This window comes from Streptomyces sp. NPDC048106, from assembly GCF_040706415.1.
Classification (GTDB): Bacteria; Actinomycetota; Actinomycetes; order Streptomycetales; family Streptomycetaceae; genus Streptomyces.
Genome location: NZ_JBEZND010000033.1, coordinates 36,183 through 54,484, shown reverse-complemented (window position 1 = coordinate 54,484; position 18,302 = coordinate 36,183). Strand labels below are relative to the sequence as shown.

Sequence of the window (18,302 nt, the reverse complement as noted above, 5' to 3'; positions counted from 1 at the left end):
TCCCGACAGTGCTCGCGTGTGTGCCTCGACCGGCCCCGCAGGCCCCGAGATCAGCGACAGATTGGACCCCTGAGATGTCCGCCTCCGGGCATGACCTGATACCGATCTCTTCGCCGCAGGCCGGCGTCTGGCTCGCGCAGAAGCTCGACCCCACCGGTGTGGGTTACCACATCGCGGAGTACCTGGAGCTACAGGGTGCCGTCGACCAGGGCCTGTTCGAGCAGGCGTTGCGCCGCGTGGCGTCGGAGACCGAGTCGCTGCACGCACGGTTTCTCAGCCGGGATGATCAGGTGCTGCAGACCGTCGGCACGGCCGTCGACTGGGAGCTCGGCAGCGCCGACCTCAGCGACCGGCCCGACCCCGCGGCGGCGGCCGAGGCGTGGATGCGGACCGAGCTGGCGAAGCCGTTCGACCTGGCCGAGGGCCCGCTCTTCCGGTTCGCGCTGCTGCGCACCGGGCCCGAGCGGTACCTGTGGTTCCACTGCTACCACCACATCGTGCTGGACGGCCGAAGCGGCGCGATGATCGCCCAGCGGGTCGCCGAGGTCTATACCGCCCTGGTCAGCGGCACGGAGATCGCCGAGCCCCGGTACGGCTCACTGCGCGAACTGGTCGCCGAGGACGCCGACTACCGGTCCTCCGAGGAGTACGTTCGTGACCGCGCGTACTGGCTCGACCGTACCGTCGACCTGCCCGAGCCCGACGCGATCCTGCCGCCCGCCGCCCGTCCGACCGGCGAGATCCACCGCCTCGGCCGCGAGCTGACCGAGGACGGCACCCGCGACCTGCGGGCTCTCGCCCGCCGGGCCGGCACCGTCTGGTCCGCCGTGGTTCTCGCCGCCACCGCCGGCTATCTGCACCGGTTGACCGGCGCGGAGGACATCGTGCTCGGCCTGCCGGTCACCGGCTGCCGCACCGCGCTGTCCCGCGCCACCCCCGGCATGTGCTCGAACATCGTTCCACTGCGCATCGCCGTCGACTCCACGACCAGCGTGGCGGAGCTGATCCGCCGTACTTCAAGGGCCACCAAAGAGGCTCTGCGGCACCAGCGTTACCGGTTGGAGGAGCTGCGCCGCGACCTCGGGCTGACCGGCGAAGGCCGACAGCTCTTCGCCGCCACCGTCAACATCATGGCCTTCGACTACGGCCTGAGCTTCGCGGGCATCCCGGCCAACGCCCACAACCTGACTCTCGGTCCGGTCGACAACCTGTCCATCAACCTCTTCGAGCGTGGCGACGGCCGCCCGATCGGTGTGGGCTTCGAGGCGGACGCCGCGCACGGCGGCGCCGCCGACCTGGACGAACAGCAGCGCCGCTACGCCGGCTTCCTCGAACGCTTCGCCGCCGCCGAGCCCGGCGCCGAGATCGGTTCCGTCGAACTGCTCTCGCCCGCCGACCGGGACTTCCTGCTCGCGCTCGGTGACGGCGGCAGCGCGCCCTTCCCGGCGGACCGTTGCCTGCACCAGTTGTTCGAGCAGCAGGCACGCCGCCGCCCCGACGCCGTCGCGGTGCTCTGCGGCGACCGGACGCTGACCTACCGGGAACTGGACGAGCTGGCCGATCAACTGGCCGCCCGCCTCGCCGGGTTGACCGGGCCCGACCAGCCGGTCGGCATCTGCGTGGAGCGCTCGACGGAGATGATCGCCGCGGTGCTCGCGGTGCTCAAGGCAGGCGGCTGCTACGTTCCGCTCGACCCCGGACTGCCCACTCAGCGGCTGGAGTTCATCGCTCGCGACGCGGGCGTGCGGGTGGCCCTGGCCCGATCCGCCCTCTCCGACCGCCTCGCCGGGCTCGACCTCACCGTGATCGGTGTGGACGAGGCCCATCGCGCCGACGCGGGGGAGGGTGCCGCCGTGACTCCGGCTCCGGCCCCCGCCGCCTCGGTCGGGCCGCGGAACGCCGCCTACCTGATCTACACCTCGGGCTCCACCGGCCGGCCCAAGGGCGTGGTGATCGAGCACCGGGCCGCCGTCGAGTTCACCACCCAGAACATCGCCGTCTACGGTCTGGACGAGCACACCCGGCTGCTCGGCTTCGCGTCGCTCAGCTTCGACGTCTCGGTACTGGACATCTTCGGCGCGCTGCTGTCCGGCGCCACCCTGGTGCTGGCCACCGACGAGGAACGGGTGGACATCACCCGGCTCCAAGCGCTGCTGGCCGATCGCGAGGTCACCTGCGCCGACCTGCCGGTGGCGCTGCTGCCGCTGCTGGACCCGGCCGCGCTGCCCGCGCTCGCCTTCGTCTCCACCGGCGGCGAGGCGCCGTCCGCCGAGCAACTGGACCGCTGGTCCGCACCGGGCCGACAGGTCTGGAACATGTACGGCCCGACCGAGACCACCGTCACCGTCACCACGCACCGCTGGCAGGGCGGCTGTGCGGGGCAGGCGCCGCCGATCGGCCGGCCCATGCCCAACCACCGGGTGTACGTCGTCGATCCCGAGCTGCGGCTGCTGCCGCCAGGCGCGACCGGTGAGCTGTGCGTGGCCGGCGTCGGCCTGGCCCGCGGCTATCTCGGCGCGAGGGCGCAGACGGCCGAGTGCTTCCGGCCCGACCCGTGGGGGCCGCCCGGCTCCCGGCTCTACCGCACCGGTGACCTGGTCCGCTGGACCCCGAACGGGGAGCTGGAGTACCTGGGCCGGGTCGACCAGCAAGTGAAGATCAACGGCTACCGGATCGAACTCGGCGAGATCGAGGCCGAGCTGGCCAAGCAGCCGGGCATCCGGCAGGCGGCCGTGGTGGTCCGTCAGGACGCCGGAACCCGCGCCTTGGTGGCCTACCTGGTGGCCGAGGACGGCGTGACGCCCGAGCCGGGGGAACTGCGCGGCCGGCTGGCGGCCACGCTGCCCGGGTACATGGTGCCGCAGGCCTTCGTGCCGATGGACCGGCTGCCGCTGAACAGCAGCGGCAAGCTCGACCGCAAGGCACTGCCCGCACCCGACCGCCGGACCCGCCCGGTAGGCCGGCCGCCGCGCACGGACGCCGAACGAATCCTGGAGCGGCTGTTCGCCGAGGTGCTGGGCCTGGAGGCGGTCGGCGTCGAGCAGAGATTCTTCGAGCTGGGCGGCGACAGCATCAGCGCCATCACCCTGGTCAGCCGGGCCCGGGCGGCCGGGTTCGGCATCGCGCTGCGGGACGTCTTCCAGTGCAAGACCGTTGCCGCGCTCGCCGCCGCGCTGAAGTGGACCGGTACCGCCGGTGAGCGGAGTCCGGCCGAGCCGGTGGCGGAGCCGGGCGACGGCCCGGTCCCGCTCACGCCGAGCATGCACCTGCTGGCCGAGAACGGCGGCCCGGTCGGCCGATTCAGCCAGTCGATGCTGCTCGGGGCACCGGCGGACACCGGGCCGGACCGGATCGTCGCGGCGGTGCGGACGCTGCTCGACCATCACGACATGCTGCGGCTGCGCCAGGCGGGCGGCCACGGCTGGGAACTGGAGATCCCACCCGCCGGGGCGGTCGACGCGGCCCGCCTGGTCACCCGGGTCGAGGTCGCCGGGCTCGACGAGCGGGCCCGCGCCGAGCTGGTCGAGCGGCACACCGACGCCGCCATCGGCCGGCTGGACCCGGCCGCCGGCACCATGCTGCAGGTCGTCTGGTTCGACGCCGGCCCGGACACCCCGGGGCAACTGCTGCTCGCGCTGCACCACCTGGTGGTGGACGGGGTGTCCTGGCGGATCCTGCTGCCCGACTTCGCCGCGGCCCACCGGGCCGCCGGCGGGTCCGCCGAACCGGCGCTGCCCGCCCGGACCACGCCGTTCCGCAGCTGGGCGGAGCGACTGACCGAGCGGGCCCACCGGCCGGAGGTGATGGCCGAGCTGCCGCGCTGGCAGGAGATCGCGGCCCACCCCGGCCGGGTGCTGGGTGAGCTCAGCCCCGCCCCGAACCGCGACACCGTCGCCACCGCCCGGACGCTGACCGTCACGCTCCCCGACGAGCGGGTCCGCCCGCTGCTGACCACCGTCCCCGCCGCCTTCCGTACCGGGGTCCCCGAGATCCTGCTCGCCGCGCTCGCCCTCGCCACCTTCCGGTGGAGGACGCGCCGTGGCATCGCCGACCCCGGTGGGCTGCTGGTCGAGCTGGAGGGTCACGGCCGGACCGATCTCGGCGACGGCAGCGACCTGTCCCGTACGGTGGGGTGGTTCACCAGCCAGTACCCCGTCCGGCTGGGACACGCCGACGTCGATCCGGCGGCGGCCTGGCAGGGCGGTTCGGCGCTGGACCGTCTGGTGGCCGGGGTGAAGCAGGACCTGGCCGATCTCCCGGGTGGCGACGGCATCGGCTACGGCCTGCTGCGCCACCTGAACCCGCGGACCGGGCCACTGCTGGCCGGTTGCTCCCGACCGCAGATACTCTTCAACTACCTCGGCCGCTTCCCGGCGGAGGAGCGGGGCGACTGGTCGCCCGTCGACGGCACGCGGCTGCGGGCCCACGCCGATCCGGCGATGCCGCTCGACCACGTCCTCGAAATCAACGCGCTGGCCACCGACCGGGCCGGCCGCTCGGAGCTGACGGTGGTCTTCAGCGGGCCGCGAGCGCTGCTCACGCCCGAGGACACCGCCGAGCTGGCCGAGGACTGGACGCAGGCGCTCGACCTGCTGCGCGAACGGGCCGCACAGAACATGCCACGCGCCCACGCACCGGTCGACTTCCCCCTGGTCCGGCTGGGCCGGGGCGAGATCGAAACGCTCGCCGGCGACCACCCCGGCCTGGTCGACGTGCTGCCGCTCTCCCCGCTCCAGGAGGGCCTGCTCTTCCACTCCCGCTACGACGAGCAGGCGCTGGACGCATACACCGGGCAGGTCATCCTCGACCTGGCAGGCCCGCTCGACCCGGTCGCGCTGCGCTCGGCCTGCGCCTCGCTGCTGCGCCGACACGCCGTGCTCCGCACCGCCTTCACCGAGCGCGGGGTGCCCGAACCGGTCCAGGTGGTGCTCCGGGAGGTCCGACTTCCGTTCCACGAGGTGGACCTGACCGCCCTGACCGGCCCGGCCCAGCAGCAGGAGCTCGACCGGTGGCTGGCCGAGGACCGGCTGCGCCGCTTCGACCTGGAACGCCCGCCCCTGGTGCGCTTCACCCTGCTCCGGCTGGGCGCCGAACGGCACCGGCTGGTGCTGACCAACCATCACATCCTGTGGGACGGCTGGGCCTCCGCCGTGCTGCTGGAGGAGCTGTTCGAGAGTTACCGGCAGGGCGGGCGGGAGCCGGCCGATCCGGTCGTGCCGTACGCCGACTACCTCACATGGCTGACCCGGCAGGACCGGGAGGCCGCGCAGGCTGCCTGGCGGCAGGCGCTGACCGGCCTGGCGGAGCCGACCGTGCTGGCCGCGCCCTCCGCCACCGAGCACGCCAACCGGGTGCGGGCACTGCCCGAACGGGTCACCGTCGAGCTCTCCGCCGAGCTGACCGGGCGACTGGCCGAGCGCGCCCGGGGCCGCGGCCTGACGCTGAACAGTGTGGTGCAGGCCGCCTGGGCGATCCTGCTCGCCCGCCTGACCGGTCGCACCGACGTGGTCTTCGGCGGGACCGTTTCCGGCCGGACACCCGACATCGCGGGTGTCGAACGGATGGTCGGCCTGCTGATCAACACCCTGCCGGTCCGGTTCCGGATCGACTCCGCCGAGCCGTTGCTCGACGCGGTGGCCCGGCTCCAGGCCGAGCAGTCCCGGCTGCTCGACCACCAGCACCTGAGCGTCGCCGACATCCAGCGAATGGCCGGTCTCGGCACTCTGTTCGACACCGCCGTGGTCTTCGAGAACTACCCACTGGATCTGAACGCCCTCGGCCACGTGCCCGACGGTCCGCGACTGGTCGGCGTCGCGAGCACCGACGCCACCCATTACACCGTCAATCTGCTCGCCCTGCCGGGGGAGCGGCTACGGCTGATGATCGATCACCGGCCCGAGGCCGTCTCCCCACAGGCGGCGGCTGAACTGGGACGTTCGCTGGAAGTGCTGCTCACTCTGGCCTGCGAACAACCCGACCTCCCGGTGGGCCGGATCGACGTACTCTCCGAGCCCGAGCGCGAGCGGGTTCTGCGGCAGTGGAACGACACCGCGCACCGGGTGCCGAGTGCCACCCTGCCCGAACTCCTCCAGCGGCAGGCGGAGTCGAGCGCGGACCGGACCGCTGTGGTGTTCCGCGACGAGACCCTCACCTACGCCGAACTCAACGCCCGGGCCAACCGGTTGGCCGAGTTGCTGGGTCGGTACGGCGCCGGGCCGGAGACCCGGGTCGCGCTTGCCCTCAAGCGGTCCACCGAGATGGTCGTCGCCATCGTGGCGACCCTCAAGGCCGGCGCCGCCTACCTGCCGATCGACCCCGGGCTGCCGGCCGACCGCATCGGCTACCTGCTCACCGACGCCGACCCCGCGCTGGTGGTGACCACGCGGGACGTGGCCGGCGCCCTGCCCGCCGAGACCGCCGTGCCACGGATCGCGCTGGACGAACCGGAGATCCTCGCCGAGCTGGAGCGGTGCGGCACCGCCGACCGGGCCGACACCGGGCTGCTGCCCGGCCACCCGGCCTACGTCATCTATACCTCCGGCTCCACCGGCCGGCCCAAGGGCGTCGCGGTTCCGCACGACGCGATCGTCAACAGGCTGGCCTGGATGCAGGCCGAGTACGGCCTGACCGCCGACGACCGGGTGCTGCAGAAGACCCCGTTCGGCTTCGACGTCTCGGTCTGGGAGTTCCTCTGGCCGCTGCTGGAGGGCGCCACGCTGGTGGTGGCCGAGCCGGGCGGACACCTGGACCCGGTCTACCTGGCCGAGGTGATACGGCGCGAGGCCGTCACCACCGTGCACTTCGTGCCCTCGATGCTCCAGGCATTCGTGGACGAGCCGGCCGCGACGGGCTGCACCGCGCTGCGTCGGGTCATCTGCAGTGGCGAGGCGCTGCCGGTGGAACTGCAGGAGCGGTTCTTCAACGTCCTGGACGTCCCGCTGCACAACCTCTACGGGCCGACCGAGGCCGCCGTCGACGTCACCTACTGGCCCTGCCGACCGGGCAGCGGACGGGTCCCGATCGGCCGACCGATCTGGAACACCCGGTTGTACGTGCTGGACCCCGACCACAACCCGGTGCCGGTCGGCGCGGTGGGCGAGCTCTACCTGGCCGGCGCCGGTCTGGCGCGCGGCTACCTCGGCCGCCCGGCGCTGACCGCCGAGCGCTTCCTGCCCGACCCGTTCCGATCGGACGGCGGCCGGATGTACCGCACCGGCGACCTTGTCCGATGGTGTCCCGACGGCACCGTGGAGTACCTGGGCCGAGCCGACGACCAGGTGAAGATCCGCGGCTTCCGTATCGAACTCGGCGAGATCGAAGCCCAGTTGGCCCTCCAGCCGCAGGTGCGTCAGGCAGCCGTGGCGGTCCGCGGCGAGGCGTTGGCCGGCTACCTGGTGCCGGCCGAGGGCGCGGCGCCGGACCCGGCCGAGCTGCGCGCGGCGCTGGCCGAGGCATTGCCGGAGTACATGGTGCCCGCGACGCTGACCGTGCTCGACGAACTGCCGCTCACCCCCAACGGCAAGCTGGACCGCCGAGCCCTGCCCGAACCCGAGCGGAGCGAGCGGCGGACCGAGTACGTGGAGCCGCGGACCGAGACCGAGGAACTGGTCGCCGAGGTCTGGGCCGAGGTGCTGGGCGCCGCACGCATCGGCCGGAACGCCCACTTCTTCGAGTCCGGCGGCCACTCGCTCAAGGCCACCAGGGTGGTGGCCCGGCTGCGCAACGCACTCGGCGTCGAGCTGCCGCTGCACACGCTCTTCGACCACCCCACTGTCGAGGCGTTCGCGGCTGCCGTCGAGAACGTGCTCCTGCAGGAACTGATCGCGGACCAGGACGAGCCGCGTCCCGTCGTACACCAGGGAGAGATGGCGTGATCACTCAGGACAGCGGCCGGCCCGGAACCGGGCTGCAACAGGATCGACTGGCCGCAGCCAGGGAACTGATGCGGCGGCGGGTACGCGAGGCCAGAGGCGAAGCCGCGGCGGCCGGGCCCGCGACCGGCGGCATCGTGCGCCGCCCCGACGGCGAGGCGGTGGCCTCCTTCGCCCAGGAGCGGATGTGGCTGGTGGACCGGATGCTCACCGGAGCGCCCGGCTACGCGGTCCCCGAACTGCTGCGCTTGCGCGGTCCGCTCGACGCGGAGCTGCTGCGCCGCGGCCTTACCGGGCTGGTCCGCCGGCACGAGGTGCTGCGGACCGTGTTCCGGGAACGGGACGGGCGCCCGCAGCCGGTCCTGCTCCCGGCCGCTGACGTCGAGCTGCCGGTGGTCGACCTCACGGACGAGCCGGCGGCCGACCGCGAGCGGCGGGCGCTGGAGCTGGCCCGCGACCAAGCACTGCTCCCCTTCGACCTGAGCACCGGGCCACTGCTGCGCGCCCTGCTGGTGCGGCTGGACCAGGACGACCATGTGCTGCTGCTGGTGCTGCACCACATCGCCACCGACGGCTGGTCGATGTCCCTGCTCTGGGGCGAACTAGGCCGCCGCTACCGGGCGCTGGCCGAAGGCCGCGATGACACGCAGCCGCCGCCTCCGATCCGCTACCAGGACTACGCGGGCTGGCAGCGCGAGCGCTTCGAGAACGGCAAACTGGAAGGCCAACTGCACTACTGGCGCGACCGGTTGACAGGCCTCGAACCACTCGAACTGCCCGCCGACCGGCCGCGTCCGGCCCGGCGCACCGGCCGCGGCGGCACCCTGGACTTCACCCTGTCCGCCCAGGTCGTCTCCGGGCTGCGCCGCCTGTCCGAACGGACCGGCGCCACCCTGTTCATGGCCCTGCTGGCCGGCTTCCAGGCCGTGCTGGCCCGCTACAGCGGTCAGCACGACATCGCGGTGGGCACCCCGATCGCCGGCCGGGACCGGGTCGAACTGGAGCAACTGGTCGGCTTCTTCGCCAACACCCTGGTGCTGCGCACCGACCTGGCCGGAGACCCCGGTTTCGGCGAGCTGCTCCGGCGGGTCCGGGAGACCACCGTCGGCGCCTACCAGCACCAGGAGGCGCCGTTCGAGAAACTGGTCGAGGAACTCGCGCCCGACCGGGCGCTCAACCGCAACCCGCTGGTGCAGGTGGTCTTCGCGGCCGCCGAGGACGAGTCCGCGGCGCTCCATCTGCCCGGCATCTCGGCCGAGCCGTGCCGGAGCGACTTCGAGGTCGCGCTCTTCGACCTGGCGGTGTTCGTCACCGACCGCGGCGACACGGTCTCCGGAAGCCTCACCTTCGACGCCGACCTGTTCGACGTCGACACCGCGCGCCGACTGCTCGGCCATTACCAACGGCTGCTGGCCGGTGCCGTCGCCGATCCCGAACGTCCCCTGTCGGAACTGGAGTTGCTGGAGCCCGCGGAGCGCGAACAGCTGCTCACCGGCTGGAACGCCACCGAGCGCGAGCAGCCGACCGGCAGCCTGCCCGAGCTGTTCGCGGCTCAGGTGCGCCGCACCCCGGACGCCATCGCCGTCAGCTACGGACGAAAGAGCATGACCTACCGTGAACTTGACGAAGCCGCAGGTCGGCTGGCAGGTCGGCTGGCCGCCGCCGGGGTCGGCCCCGAGACCGCCGTCGGCCTGCTGCTGGAACGCTCCGCCGACCTGGTGGTGGCGATCCTCGCGGTGCTGAAGGCGGGCGGGGCGTACGTGCCGCTGAACGAGCGCTTCCCGACCGCCAGGCTGAGTGGCCTGCTGGCACGAACCGGCGCGGTCGTGCTGCTCACCGACCCCGCCTGCGCCGGGCACGAACTGGTCGCCGGCACCTCGCTGCCGGTGCTGGACGTGACCGAGGCGGGCACGGCCGGGGAAGGGGCGCCGTCCGTCCGAGTGCTGCCCGATCAGCTTGCCTATGTGATGTTCACCTCCGGGTCGACCGGGGAGCCCAAGGGCATCGCGGTGACCCAGGCCAATGTCGCCGCACTGGCGCTGGACCACCGCTGGATCGACGGACACCACCGGGTGCTGTTGCACTCGCCGCACTCCTTCGACGCCTCGACCTACGAACTCTGGGCCCCCCTGCTCTCCGGCGGCGAGGTCGTGATCGCACCGGCCGGCCCGCTGACCGCGCCGGGGCTCGGCCGGCTGGTCGCCGAGCACCGGATCAGCGCGCTCTGGCTCACCGCCGCCCTGTTCAACCTGGTGGTCGACGAGTGCGTCGAGGTGCTGAGCGGGGTCCGGCACGTCTGGACCGGCGGCGAGGCCGCCTCCCCGGAGTCCTTCCGCCGGGCCCTGGAGGCCTGCCCGGGCATCGTGGTCACCAACGGGTACGGTCCCACCGAGACCACCACCTTCGCGGCCAGCCACCCGGTGCGCGAGCCCGCCGGCGTCGGCGGCCGGGTGCCGATCGGCGCACCGCTGGACAACACCCGCCTGTACGTGCTGGATCCGGGCCTGCGGCCGGTGCCGGTCGGCGTGGTCGGCGAGCTGTACATCGCCGGCAGCGGGCTGGCCCGCGGCTACCTCGACCGGCCGGGCCTGACCGCCGAGCGCTTCTGGGCCGACCCCTTCGGCCCGGCCGGCAGCCGGATGTACCGGACGGGCGACCTGGTCCGCCGCCGGGCCGACGGCGCCATCGAATACCTCGGCCGGGCCGACGACCAGGTGAAGGTACGCGGCTTCCGCATCGAGCTCGGCGAGATCGAGGGGGCGCTGCTGCGCTGCCCGGGGGTCGGCCGGGCCGCCGTACTGATCCACGACGACGTGCTGGTCGGCTACGCGGTGCCCGCCCCCGGCGCGCGGCTGGACGGCCCAGAGCTGCGCGGCGCGCTTTCCGGATCGCTGCCGGACTACATGGTCCCGGCCGCGGTGCTGGTGCTGGACGACTTGCCGCTGACCCCGAACGGCAAGCTGGACCGCCGCGCACTGCCGGAGCCGGACCTGGCGCGCGGGAAGGCCGACTTCGCCGCGCCGCGGACGGCGACCGAGGAACTGGTCGCCGAGGTCTGGGCCGAGGTGCTGGGCGCGGAACGTCTGGGCCGCGACGCGCACTTCTTCGAGTCCGGCGGCCACTCGCTCAAGGCGACCCGGGTGGTCTCCCGGCTCGGCGGCCGGCTCGGTCGCGAAATCCCGCTGAGCACCCTCTTCGAACACCCGACCCTGGCGGCCTTCGCCGCCGCCCTGGCCACGGACGGACCCGCCGGTAACGAGGCGCCGGTCCCTGCGCCGGTCCTGCGCCGCCCGAGCGGCAGTGCGGCGCCGCTCTCCTCCGCGCAGCGGCGGTTGTGGTTCCTGGACCAGCTCCAGCCGGGCCGGGCCGACTACAACATCCCGGTGGTCGTCCGGCTGACCGGGCAACTCGACCGTGAAGCGCTCACCGGGGCGCTCACCGACCTGGTCGAGCGGCACGAGGTGCTGCGCTCCAGGTTCGCCGCCGACGGCGATACCCCCGTCCAACTGGTGGAACCGGTCGACTGCTTCCGCATCGCCGTCACGGACCTCGCCGCGCTGCCCGCCGAGCAGGCCGAGCGGCAGGCGCTGGAGCTGGCCCGGACCGAGGCCGGCACGCCGTTCGACCTCACCGCCGCCCCGCTGCTGCGCGTCCACCTGATCAGGACCGCGGCCACCGAGCACCTCCTCGTCGTGGTCTTCCAGCACACCGCCGCCGACGGCTGGTCGATGCCGGTGTTCTGGCGTGAGCTGGCGGCCGGCTATGCCGCCCGCCGCACCGGTACCACCGCCGACCTGCCGGAACTCCCGATCCAGTACGCCGACTTCGCCGACTGGCAGGAACGCAGGGTGGTCGCAGGCGAACTGGGCGCCCAACTGGCCTACTGGCGCGAGCAACTGGCCGAGGTGCCCGCTCTGGAGCTGCCCACGGACCGGCCCCGGCCGGCCCAGCGCAGCGGCGCCGGTGACGAAGTGGTCTTCGAACTGCCCGCCGAGCTGACACAGCGGCTCACCGCCCTCGGACGCCGGCAGGGCGCCACCCTCTTCATGGTGCTGCTGGCCGGCTTCCAGGCGCTCCTGGCCCGCTGGACCGGGCAGCGCGACATCGCGGTGGGCACGGCCATCGCCGGTCGCAACCGGGCCGAATTCGAGCCGCTGGTGGGCTTCTTCGTCAACACCCTGGTGCTGCGCACCGACCTTTCCGGTGACCCGGCCTTCACCGAACTGCTGCGCCGCACCGCCGAGACCGCCACCGCCGCCTACGACCACCAGGATCTTCCCTTCGACCGGCTGATCGAGGAGCTGCGCCCCGAGCGCGACCTCGGCCGCAACCCGCTCTTCGACGTCCTCTTCCAGCTGCATCCCGACCAGCCGGACGCCCTCCCGCTGGACGGCATCGAAGTGACGGCCGTCGAGGTGGGGAACGGCACGGCCAAGTTCGACCTGAGCCTGGCCGTCACCGAACGGCCCGACGGGCTCACCGGTACCCTCCAGTACGCGACCGAGCTCTTCGACCGGGCCACCGTCGAACGGCTGGCCGGTCAGTACGCCCGCCTGCTGGCCGGCGCCGCGGACCGTCCGGCCGCCCCCCTGTCCGGCATCGAGGTGCTCGACGCGGCCGAGCGGCACCGGCTGCTGGAGGAGTGGAGCGGCGGCCCGGCGGTCGCCCCGGCCGAGCCCTGCCTGCACCAACTCGTGGAGCGGCAGGCCCGCCTGCGACCCGAGGCGATCGCGCTGAGCTGCGGCTCGGAGCAGCTGAGTTACGGCGAGTCGGAGGCCCGCGCCAACCGCCTCGCCCGCGTCCTGCGTGAGCGAGGCGTCCGCCCGGGCACCGCCGTGGCGGTCCTGGCGGATCCCTCGGTGGACCGGGTGATCGCCCTGCTCGCCGTACTCAAGGCCGGCGGGCACTACGTCCCGGTCGATCCGGACTACCCGGCCGAGCGTGTCGAGCTGATCCTTTCCGACAGCCGGGCCGAACTGCTGCTGGTCGACGACGCCCGTGGCGTCCCGGCCGGGACCGACGTCCCCGTCTTCGACCTCGCCCGCGAGCGGGAGACGATCGCCGTCCGCTCCGCCGACCCGCTGCCCCCGCTCGCGACGGCCGACGACCTGGCCTACGCGATCTACACCTCGGGCTCCACCGGCCGGCCCAAGGGCGTCGCGGTCCGCCACGGCGGCATCACCGCGTATCTCGGCTACCTCACCACCACCTTCGGCCTCGACGCGGACGACGTGGTGCTCGCCAGAACCGCGCTCACCTTCGACCCCTCGGTCCGCGACCTGTTCGCGCCGCTGAGCGTCGGCGCCCGGGTGGTCGTGGTGCGGCGCGACGACGCCAGGGACCCGGACGCGCTGCTCGCGATCCTGGAGCGGGAGCGGGTCACCGCGATCCTCTCGCTGGTGCCGTCCATGCTCCGGGCGATGGCCGCCGCCGCGACCACCCCGCCCGACGCGCGGCTGCGACTGCTGATGACCACCGGCGAGGCGCTGACCCCCGGTCACGTCCAAGAGGCGCGTCGGCTCGGTCCGGCGGTACAGGTGATCAACCAGTACGGTCCGACGGAGTGCACGAACACCTCCACGTACCACCGGGTCACCGAAGCGGACGTCGCGGCTGGCCGGATCCCGATCGGGCGCCCGATCCCGGGTGCCCGCGCCTATGTCCTCGGCGAGCAGCTGGAGCTGCTGCCGATCGGCACGGTCGGTGAACTGTGCGTCGGCGGCGCGGGCCTGGCCCGCGGGTATCTGCACGACCCGTCCCGCACCGGCGACAGCTACCGCCCCGATCCCTACGGGCCGCCCGGCGCCCGGCTCTACCGCACCGGGGACCTGGCCCGGTGGCGGGCCGACGGCACGCTGGAGTTCCACGGCCGGCGCGACAACCAGGTCAAGATCCGCGGCCACCGGATCGAGCTGGGCGAGGTGGAGGCGGCGATGGCCCGCCACCCGGAGGTCGACCAGGCCGTGGCGATGGTCTTCGGCGAGGGCGCGGACAAGGAACTGGTGGGCTACGTGGTCCGGCGCGCCCAGGCCGGCACCGGCGCCGACCTGCAGTCGTTCCTGCGTGCCAGGCTGCCCGAGTTCATGGTCCCCGGCGTGCTGGTCGAACTGGACGCCTTGCCGCTGAACGCCAACGGCAAGGTCGACCGCGCCGCGCTGCCGGCCCCGAGCGCGGGCCGCCGCGGCACCCGTGGCTACGTGGCCCCGGCCACCGCCACCGAGCGGACGGTCGCCGAGGTGTGGCAGCAGGTGCTCGGCTGCGAACAGGTCGGCGGCCAGGACGACTTCTTCGAGCTCGGCGGCCACTCGCTGCGTGCCACCCAGGTCACCGCCCGGCTGCGGACGGCGCTCGCCCGCGACATTCCGCTGCAACTGCTCTTCCGGCACCAGAAACTGGCCGACTACGCGCGTGCCCTGGACGGTGTCGCCGACGGCAAGGGGGAGCTGCCGGTCCATGACGCCGAGGGCGAGGCCCCGCTCTCCTTCGGCCAACAGCGGCTGTGGCTGCTCGACCGCATCCAGCCGGGCCGGGCCGACTACAACATCCCGGCCGCCGTACGGCTCACCGGCGCGCTGGACCGCGAGCGGCTGCTCGACGCGCTCCGCGCCGTGGTCGAGCGGCACGAGGTGCTGCGCACCCGGATCGTCACCGGCCCCGACGGCGCCTACCAGGCGGTCGACCCGGTCACGGTGTTCACCCCGGTGAGCACGGACCTCTCCGCCCTGCCGGGCGAGCAGGCACGCGCCGAGGCGCTGCGCCTCGCCCGCGCGGACGCCGCGCTGCCCTTCGACCTGGGGCGCTCGCCGCTGCTGCGCGCCCGACTGGTCACCGTCGACGAGCAGGAGCACCTGCTCGTGGTCGTGGTGCACCACGCCGTCTTCGACGGTTGGTCCTCCCGCGTGTTGTGGGAGGAAATGTTCCTCGGCTACCGCGGAGACACCGCGGCGCTGCCCCGACTCACCCACAGCTACCGTGACTTCGCGCGCTGGCAGCGCGACCGGCTGACCGGGCCGGCGCTGGAGGCCCAACTCCGCTACTGGCGGGAGAAGCTGACCGGTGCGGCACCGCTGGAACTGCCCGGTGACCGGCCGCGCCCGGCCGAATGGTCGGGCCGGGGCGACGAGATCGGCTTCACCCTGCCGGATGAGCTGGTGCAGCGGCTGCGCGAGCTGGGAAAGGCACACAACGCCACCCTGTTCATGGTGCTGCTGGCCGGTTTCCAGGCCCTCCTGGGCCGCTGGTCCGGCGGCCGGGACATCACGGTCGGCGCCCCCATCGCGGGCCGGCACCGCACCGAACTGGAGCCGCTCATCGGCTTCTTCGTCAACAACCTGGTGCTGCGCACCGATCTCTCCGGCGATCCGGGCTTCACCGAGCTGCTGGACCGGGCCCGCGAGACCGCGCTGGGCGCCTACGCGCACCAGGACGTCCCGTTCGAGCGGCTGGTGGAGGAGCTGCGACCGGAGCGAGACCTCAGCCGCAACCCGCTCTTCCAGGCGATGCTGGTCCTCAACGAACAGGCCGTCCGATCGGTCGAGGTGCCGGGCCTCCACGTCGAGCCGGTGGAACTCGCCAACGGGGGAGCCAAGTTCGACCTGACGCTGTATCTCTCGGAGAATGCCTCCGGCGGCGGGCTGGACGGGCAACTGGTCTATGCCACAGACCTGTTCGACCGGGCGACCGGCGAGCGGCTGCTCGCCGCGCTCACCCGGTTGCTGGCCTCGGCGGCGGCCGACCCGACCCGCCCGGTGAGCGAACTCGCGCTGCTCGACGAGACCGCGAGAGACCAGCTGGTCCTGGAGTGGAACGACACCGCGACCGCGCGGCGGCCGGCCGGAACGCTGCACCGGGCGATCGCCGAGCAGACCGCCCGGACCCCGAAAGCGGTCGCCCTGGTCGATGCCACCGGCCCGCTTTCCTACGCCGAACTCGACGCTCGCGCCGAGCGGCTGGCCGATCTGCTGGGCACACTCGGGATCGGCCCGGACCGCCCGGTCGCGGTCTGCGTCGACCGCACCGCCGACCTGCCGGTGGCGCTGCTGGGCACCCTGAAGTCCGGCGGACACTATGTGCCGATCGACCCGGACTACCCGTCGGACCGGATCGAATACATGATCACCGACAGCGGCGCCCGGGTGCTGCTGACCACCCGGCACGACCTCGCCGTCCCGCCCGGCGTCCAGGTGATCCGGGTCGACCGCGAGCTGCCCGCCGGCCAGTCGGTCAGCCGGCCGCACACCGCGCCCGACAACCTGGCGTACGTCATCTACACCTCAGGCTCCACCGGCCGCCCCAAGGGCGTCATGGTGCCGCACCGAGGGGTGGTCAACTTCGCCCGGGACATGGTCGACCGGCTGGCCCTCACGGCGGACGACGTGATCGGGGCGGTGACCACGGCCTCCTTCGACATCGCCGTCCTGGAACTGCTCGTACCGCTCACCTGCGGCGCCACCGTCCACCTGGTCGGCCGGGAGGACGCCAGGGACGGCAGCCGGCTCGGCAAGCTGCTCGACGCGGCCGGAGCCACTGTCCTGCAGGCCACCCCCGCGACCTGGCACCTGCTGATGCAGACCGGCTGGCACAGCCCCCGACTGCGGGCGCTCACCGGTGGCGAGGCGCTGCCGCCGGCGCTGGCCGACCGGATGCGCGGCGAGGTGGCCGAGGTCTGGAACGTCTACGGCCCGACCGAGACCACCATCTGGTCCACCTCCCACCGGCTCGTGCCCGCCGGGTCCGGGGCCGTCCCGATCGGCCGGCCCATCGCCAACACCCGGGTGTACGTACTCGACGAGCACCTCGAACCGGTGCCGGTCGGCGTGGTCGGTGAACTGTTCATCGGCGGCGAGGGCGTCACCCGCGGCTATGCGGGCCGCCCCGGCCTGACCGCCGAACGCTTCCTGGCCGACCCGTTCGGCAGCGGCGGCCGGCTCTACCGGACCGGCGACCTCGCCCGCTGGCGGCCGGACGGCACCCTGGAGTACCGCGGCCGCGGCGACGGCCAGGTCAAGGTGCGCGGCCACCGCATCGAGCTCGGCGAGATCGAGACCGTGCTGGCCCGGCATCCCGACGTCACCGAGGCCGCGGTCGCGGTGCACGGGAGCGGCGTGGACGCCATCCTGGTCGGCTACCTGGTCCGGGCGGGGAGCGAAGGCGCGCACCCGCCGGTGGACGAGTTCCTGCGAGCCGCCCTGCCCGAGTTCATGGTTCCCGGCGTGCTGGTCGAACTGGGCGCCCTGCCGCTGACCCCCAACGGCAAGGTGGACCGCAAGGCGCTCCCCGCGCCGGAGCTGCGACGCGACCAGCAGCCGTTGCTCGCTCCCCGCGATCGCACCGAGCTGGCCATGGTCCGGATCTGGGAACGCGTCCTCGGAGTGTCCCCGATCGGGGTCCGCGACGAGTTCTTCCTGCTGGGCGGGCACTCGCTGAAGGCCTTCGAGCTGATCGAGGCGGTGCGCACCGACCTCGGCGTCACCGTGCCGCTCAACCTCGTGTTCCGCAAACCCACCGTGGAGCAGTTCTGCGAGGCGCTGCCCGCCGACACGGAGACCGCCGACAGGCTGCTGGTCCGGCTGGCCGAGGGCGAGCCGGAGCGTACCCCGCTGTTCTTGGTGCACCCGCGCGGTGGCGACGCGGTCTGCTACCTCGAACTCGCCCGCGCCGTGGGCGGCGAGCGACCGGTGTACGGGCTGGAGTGCGTCGGCTACAACACCGAGCGGACGCCGCTGGAGCGGGTCGAGGACATGGCCGAGCGCTACCTGACCGAGATCCGGCAGGTGGCCCCGCACGGCCCGTACCTGCTGGCCGGCTGGTCCTTCGGCGGCCTGGTCGCCTACGAGATCGCCACCCGGCTGGAGGCGGCCGGAGAGACGGTCGACTACCTCGGTGTCATCGACAGCCGGGCGCCCGAGCAGTCCACCGGTGCCGGTGGGCCGGTGGGTCAAGCGGCGGACGACCGGCCGGAGTTCGTCCGACTCGGCCTTGCCGCCGGGCTGGACCCGGACGACCTGGCCGCGCTCGACGAGGACGCGGTGATCGCGGCCCTGGTCCGCAAGGGCCGGCACGAAGGGCGGCTCCCGCGCGGCGCCGAGACGGCGGCGATGCGGCGGCTGGTCGCCGTTGCCGCTGCCAACGGGCGGGCGGCCGAGCGCTACCGCGTCCAACCGGGCGCGCTGCGGGCGGACATCCACCTGTACCGGGCGACCGAGACACACCCGGTGCTGGGCGGTGCGCGGGTGGTGGCCGAGGACTGGCGGAGGTGCACCAGCGGCACGGTGCGCACCGCCGACATTTCCGGCAGCAACCACCACGACGTGGTGGACGCCCCGCACGCCGCAGTGCTGGCCGAGCTGATCACCCGGGCGCTGCCCGGCGGCGTCCGCTCCTGAGACCGGGCGTCGGCCACCGGCCGGCGCCGGACCCGTACCAATCCCT

The 18,302-nt window shown here is 73.4% G+C and carries 2 protein-coding genes; both read left to right on the top strand.

Annotated features, from left to right (window positions below):
• The first annotated feature begins 74 nt into the window (after positions 1–74).
• A complete protein-coding gene (locus AB0927_RS28490) occupies positions 75–7,874 on the top strand; it encodes an amino acid adenylation domain-containing protein (RefSeq protein ID WP_366670606.1) in 7,800 nt (2,599 codons plus the stop codon).
• Entirely contained in the window at positions 7,871–18,256 is a 10,386-nt protein-coding gene (locus AB0927_RS28485) for an amino acid adenylation domain-containing protein (RefSeq protein ID WP_366670605.1), read from the top strand. Before AB0927_RS28490 ends, AB0927_RS28485 begins: the two co-directional genes overlap by 4 nt.
• Positions 18,257–18,302: the final 46 nt, after the last annotated feature.

Coding starts and splice junctions, on each gene's coding strand:
- AB0927_RS28490 (WP_366670606.1), top strand. CDS start 75: ATGTCCGCCTCCGGGCATGACCTGATACCGATCTCTTCGCCGCAGGCC.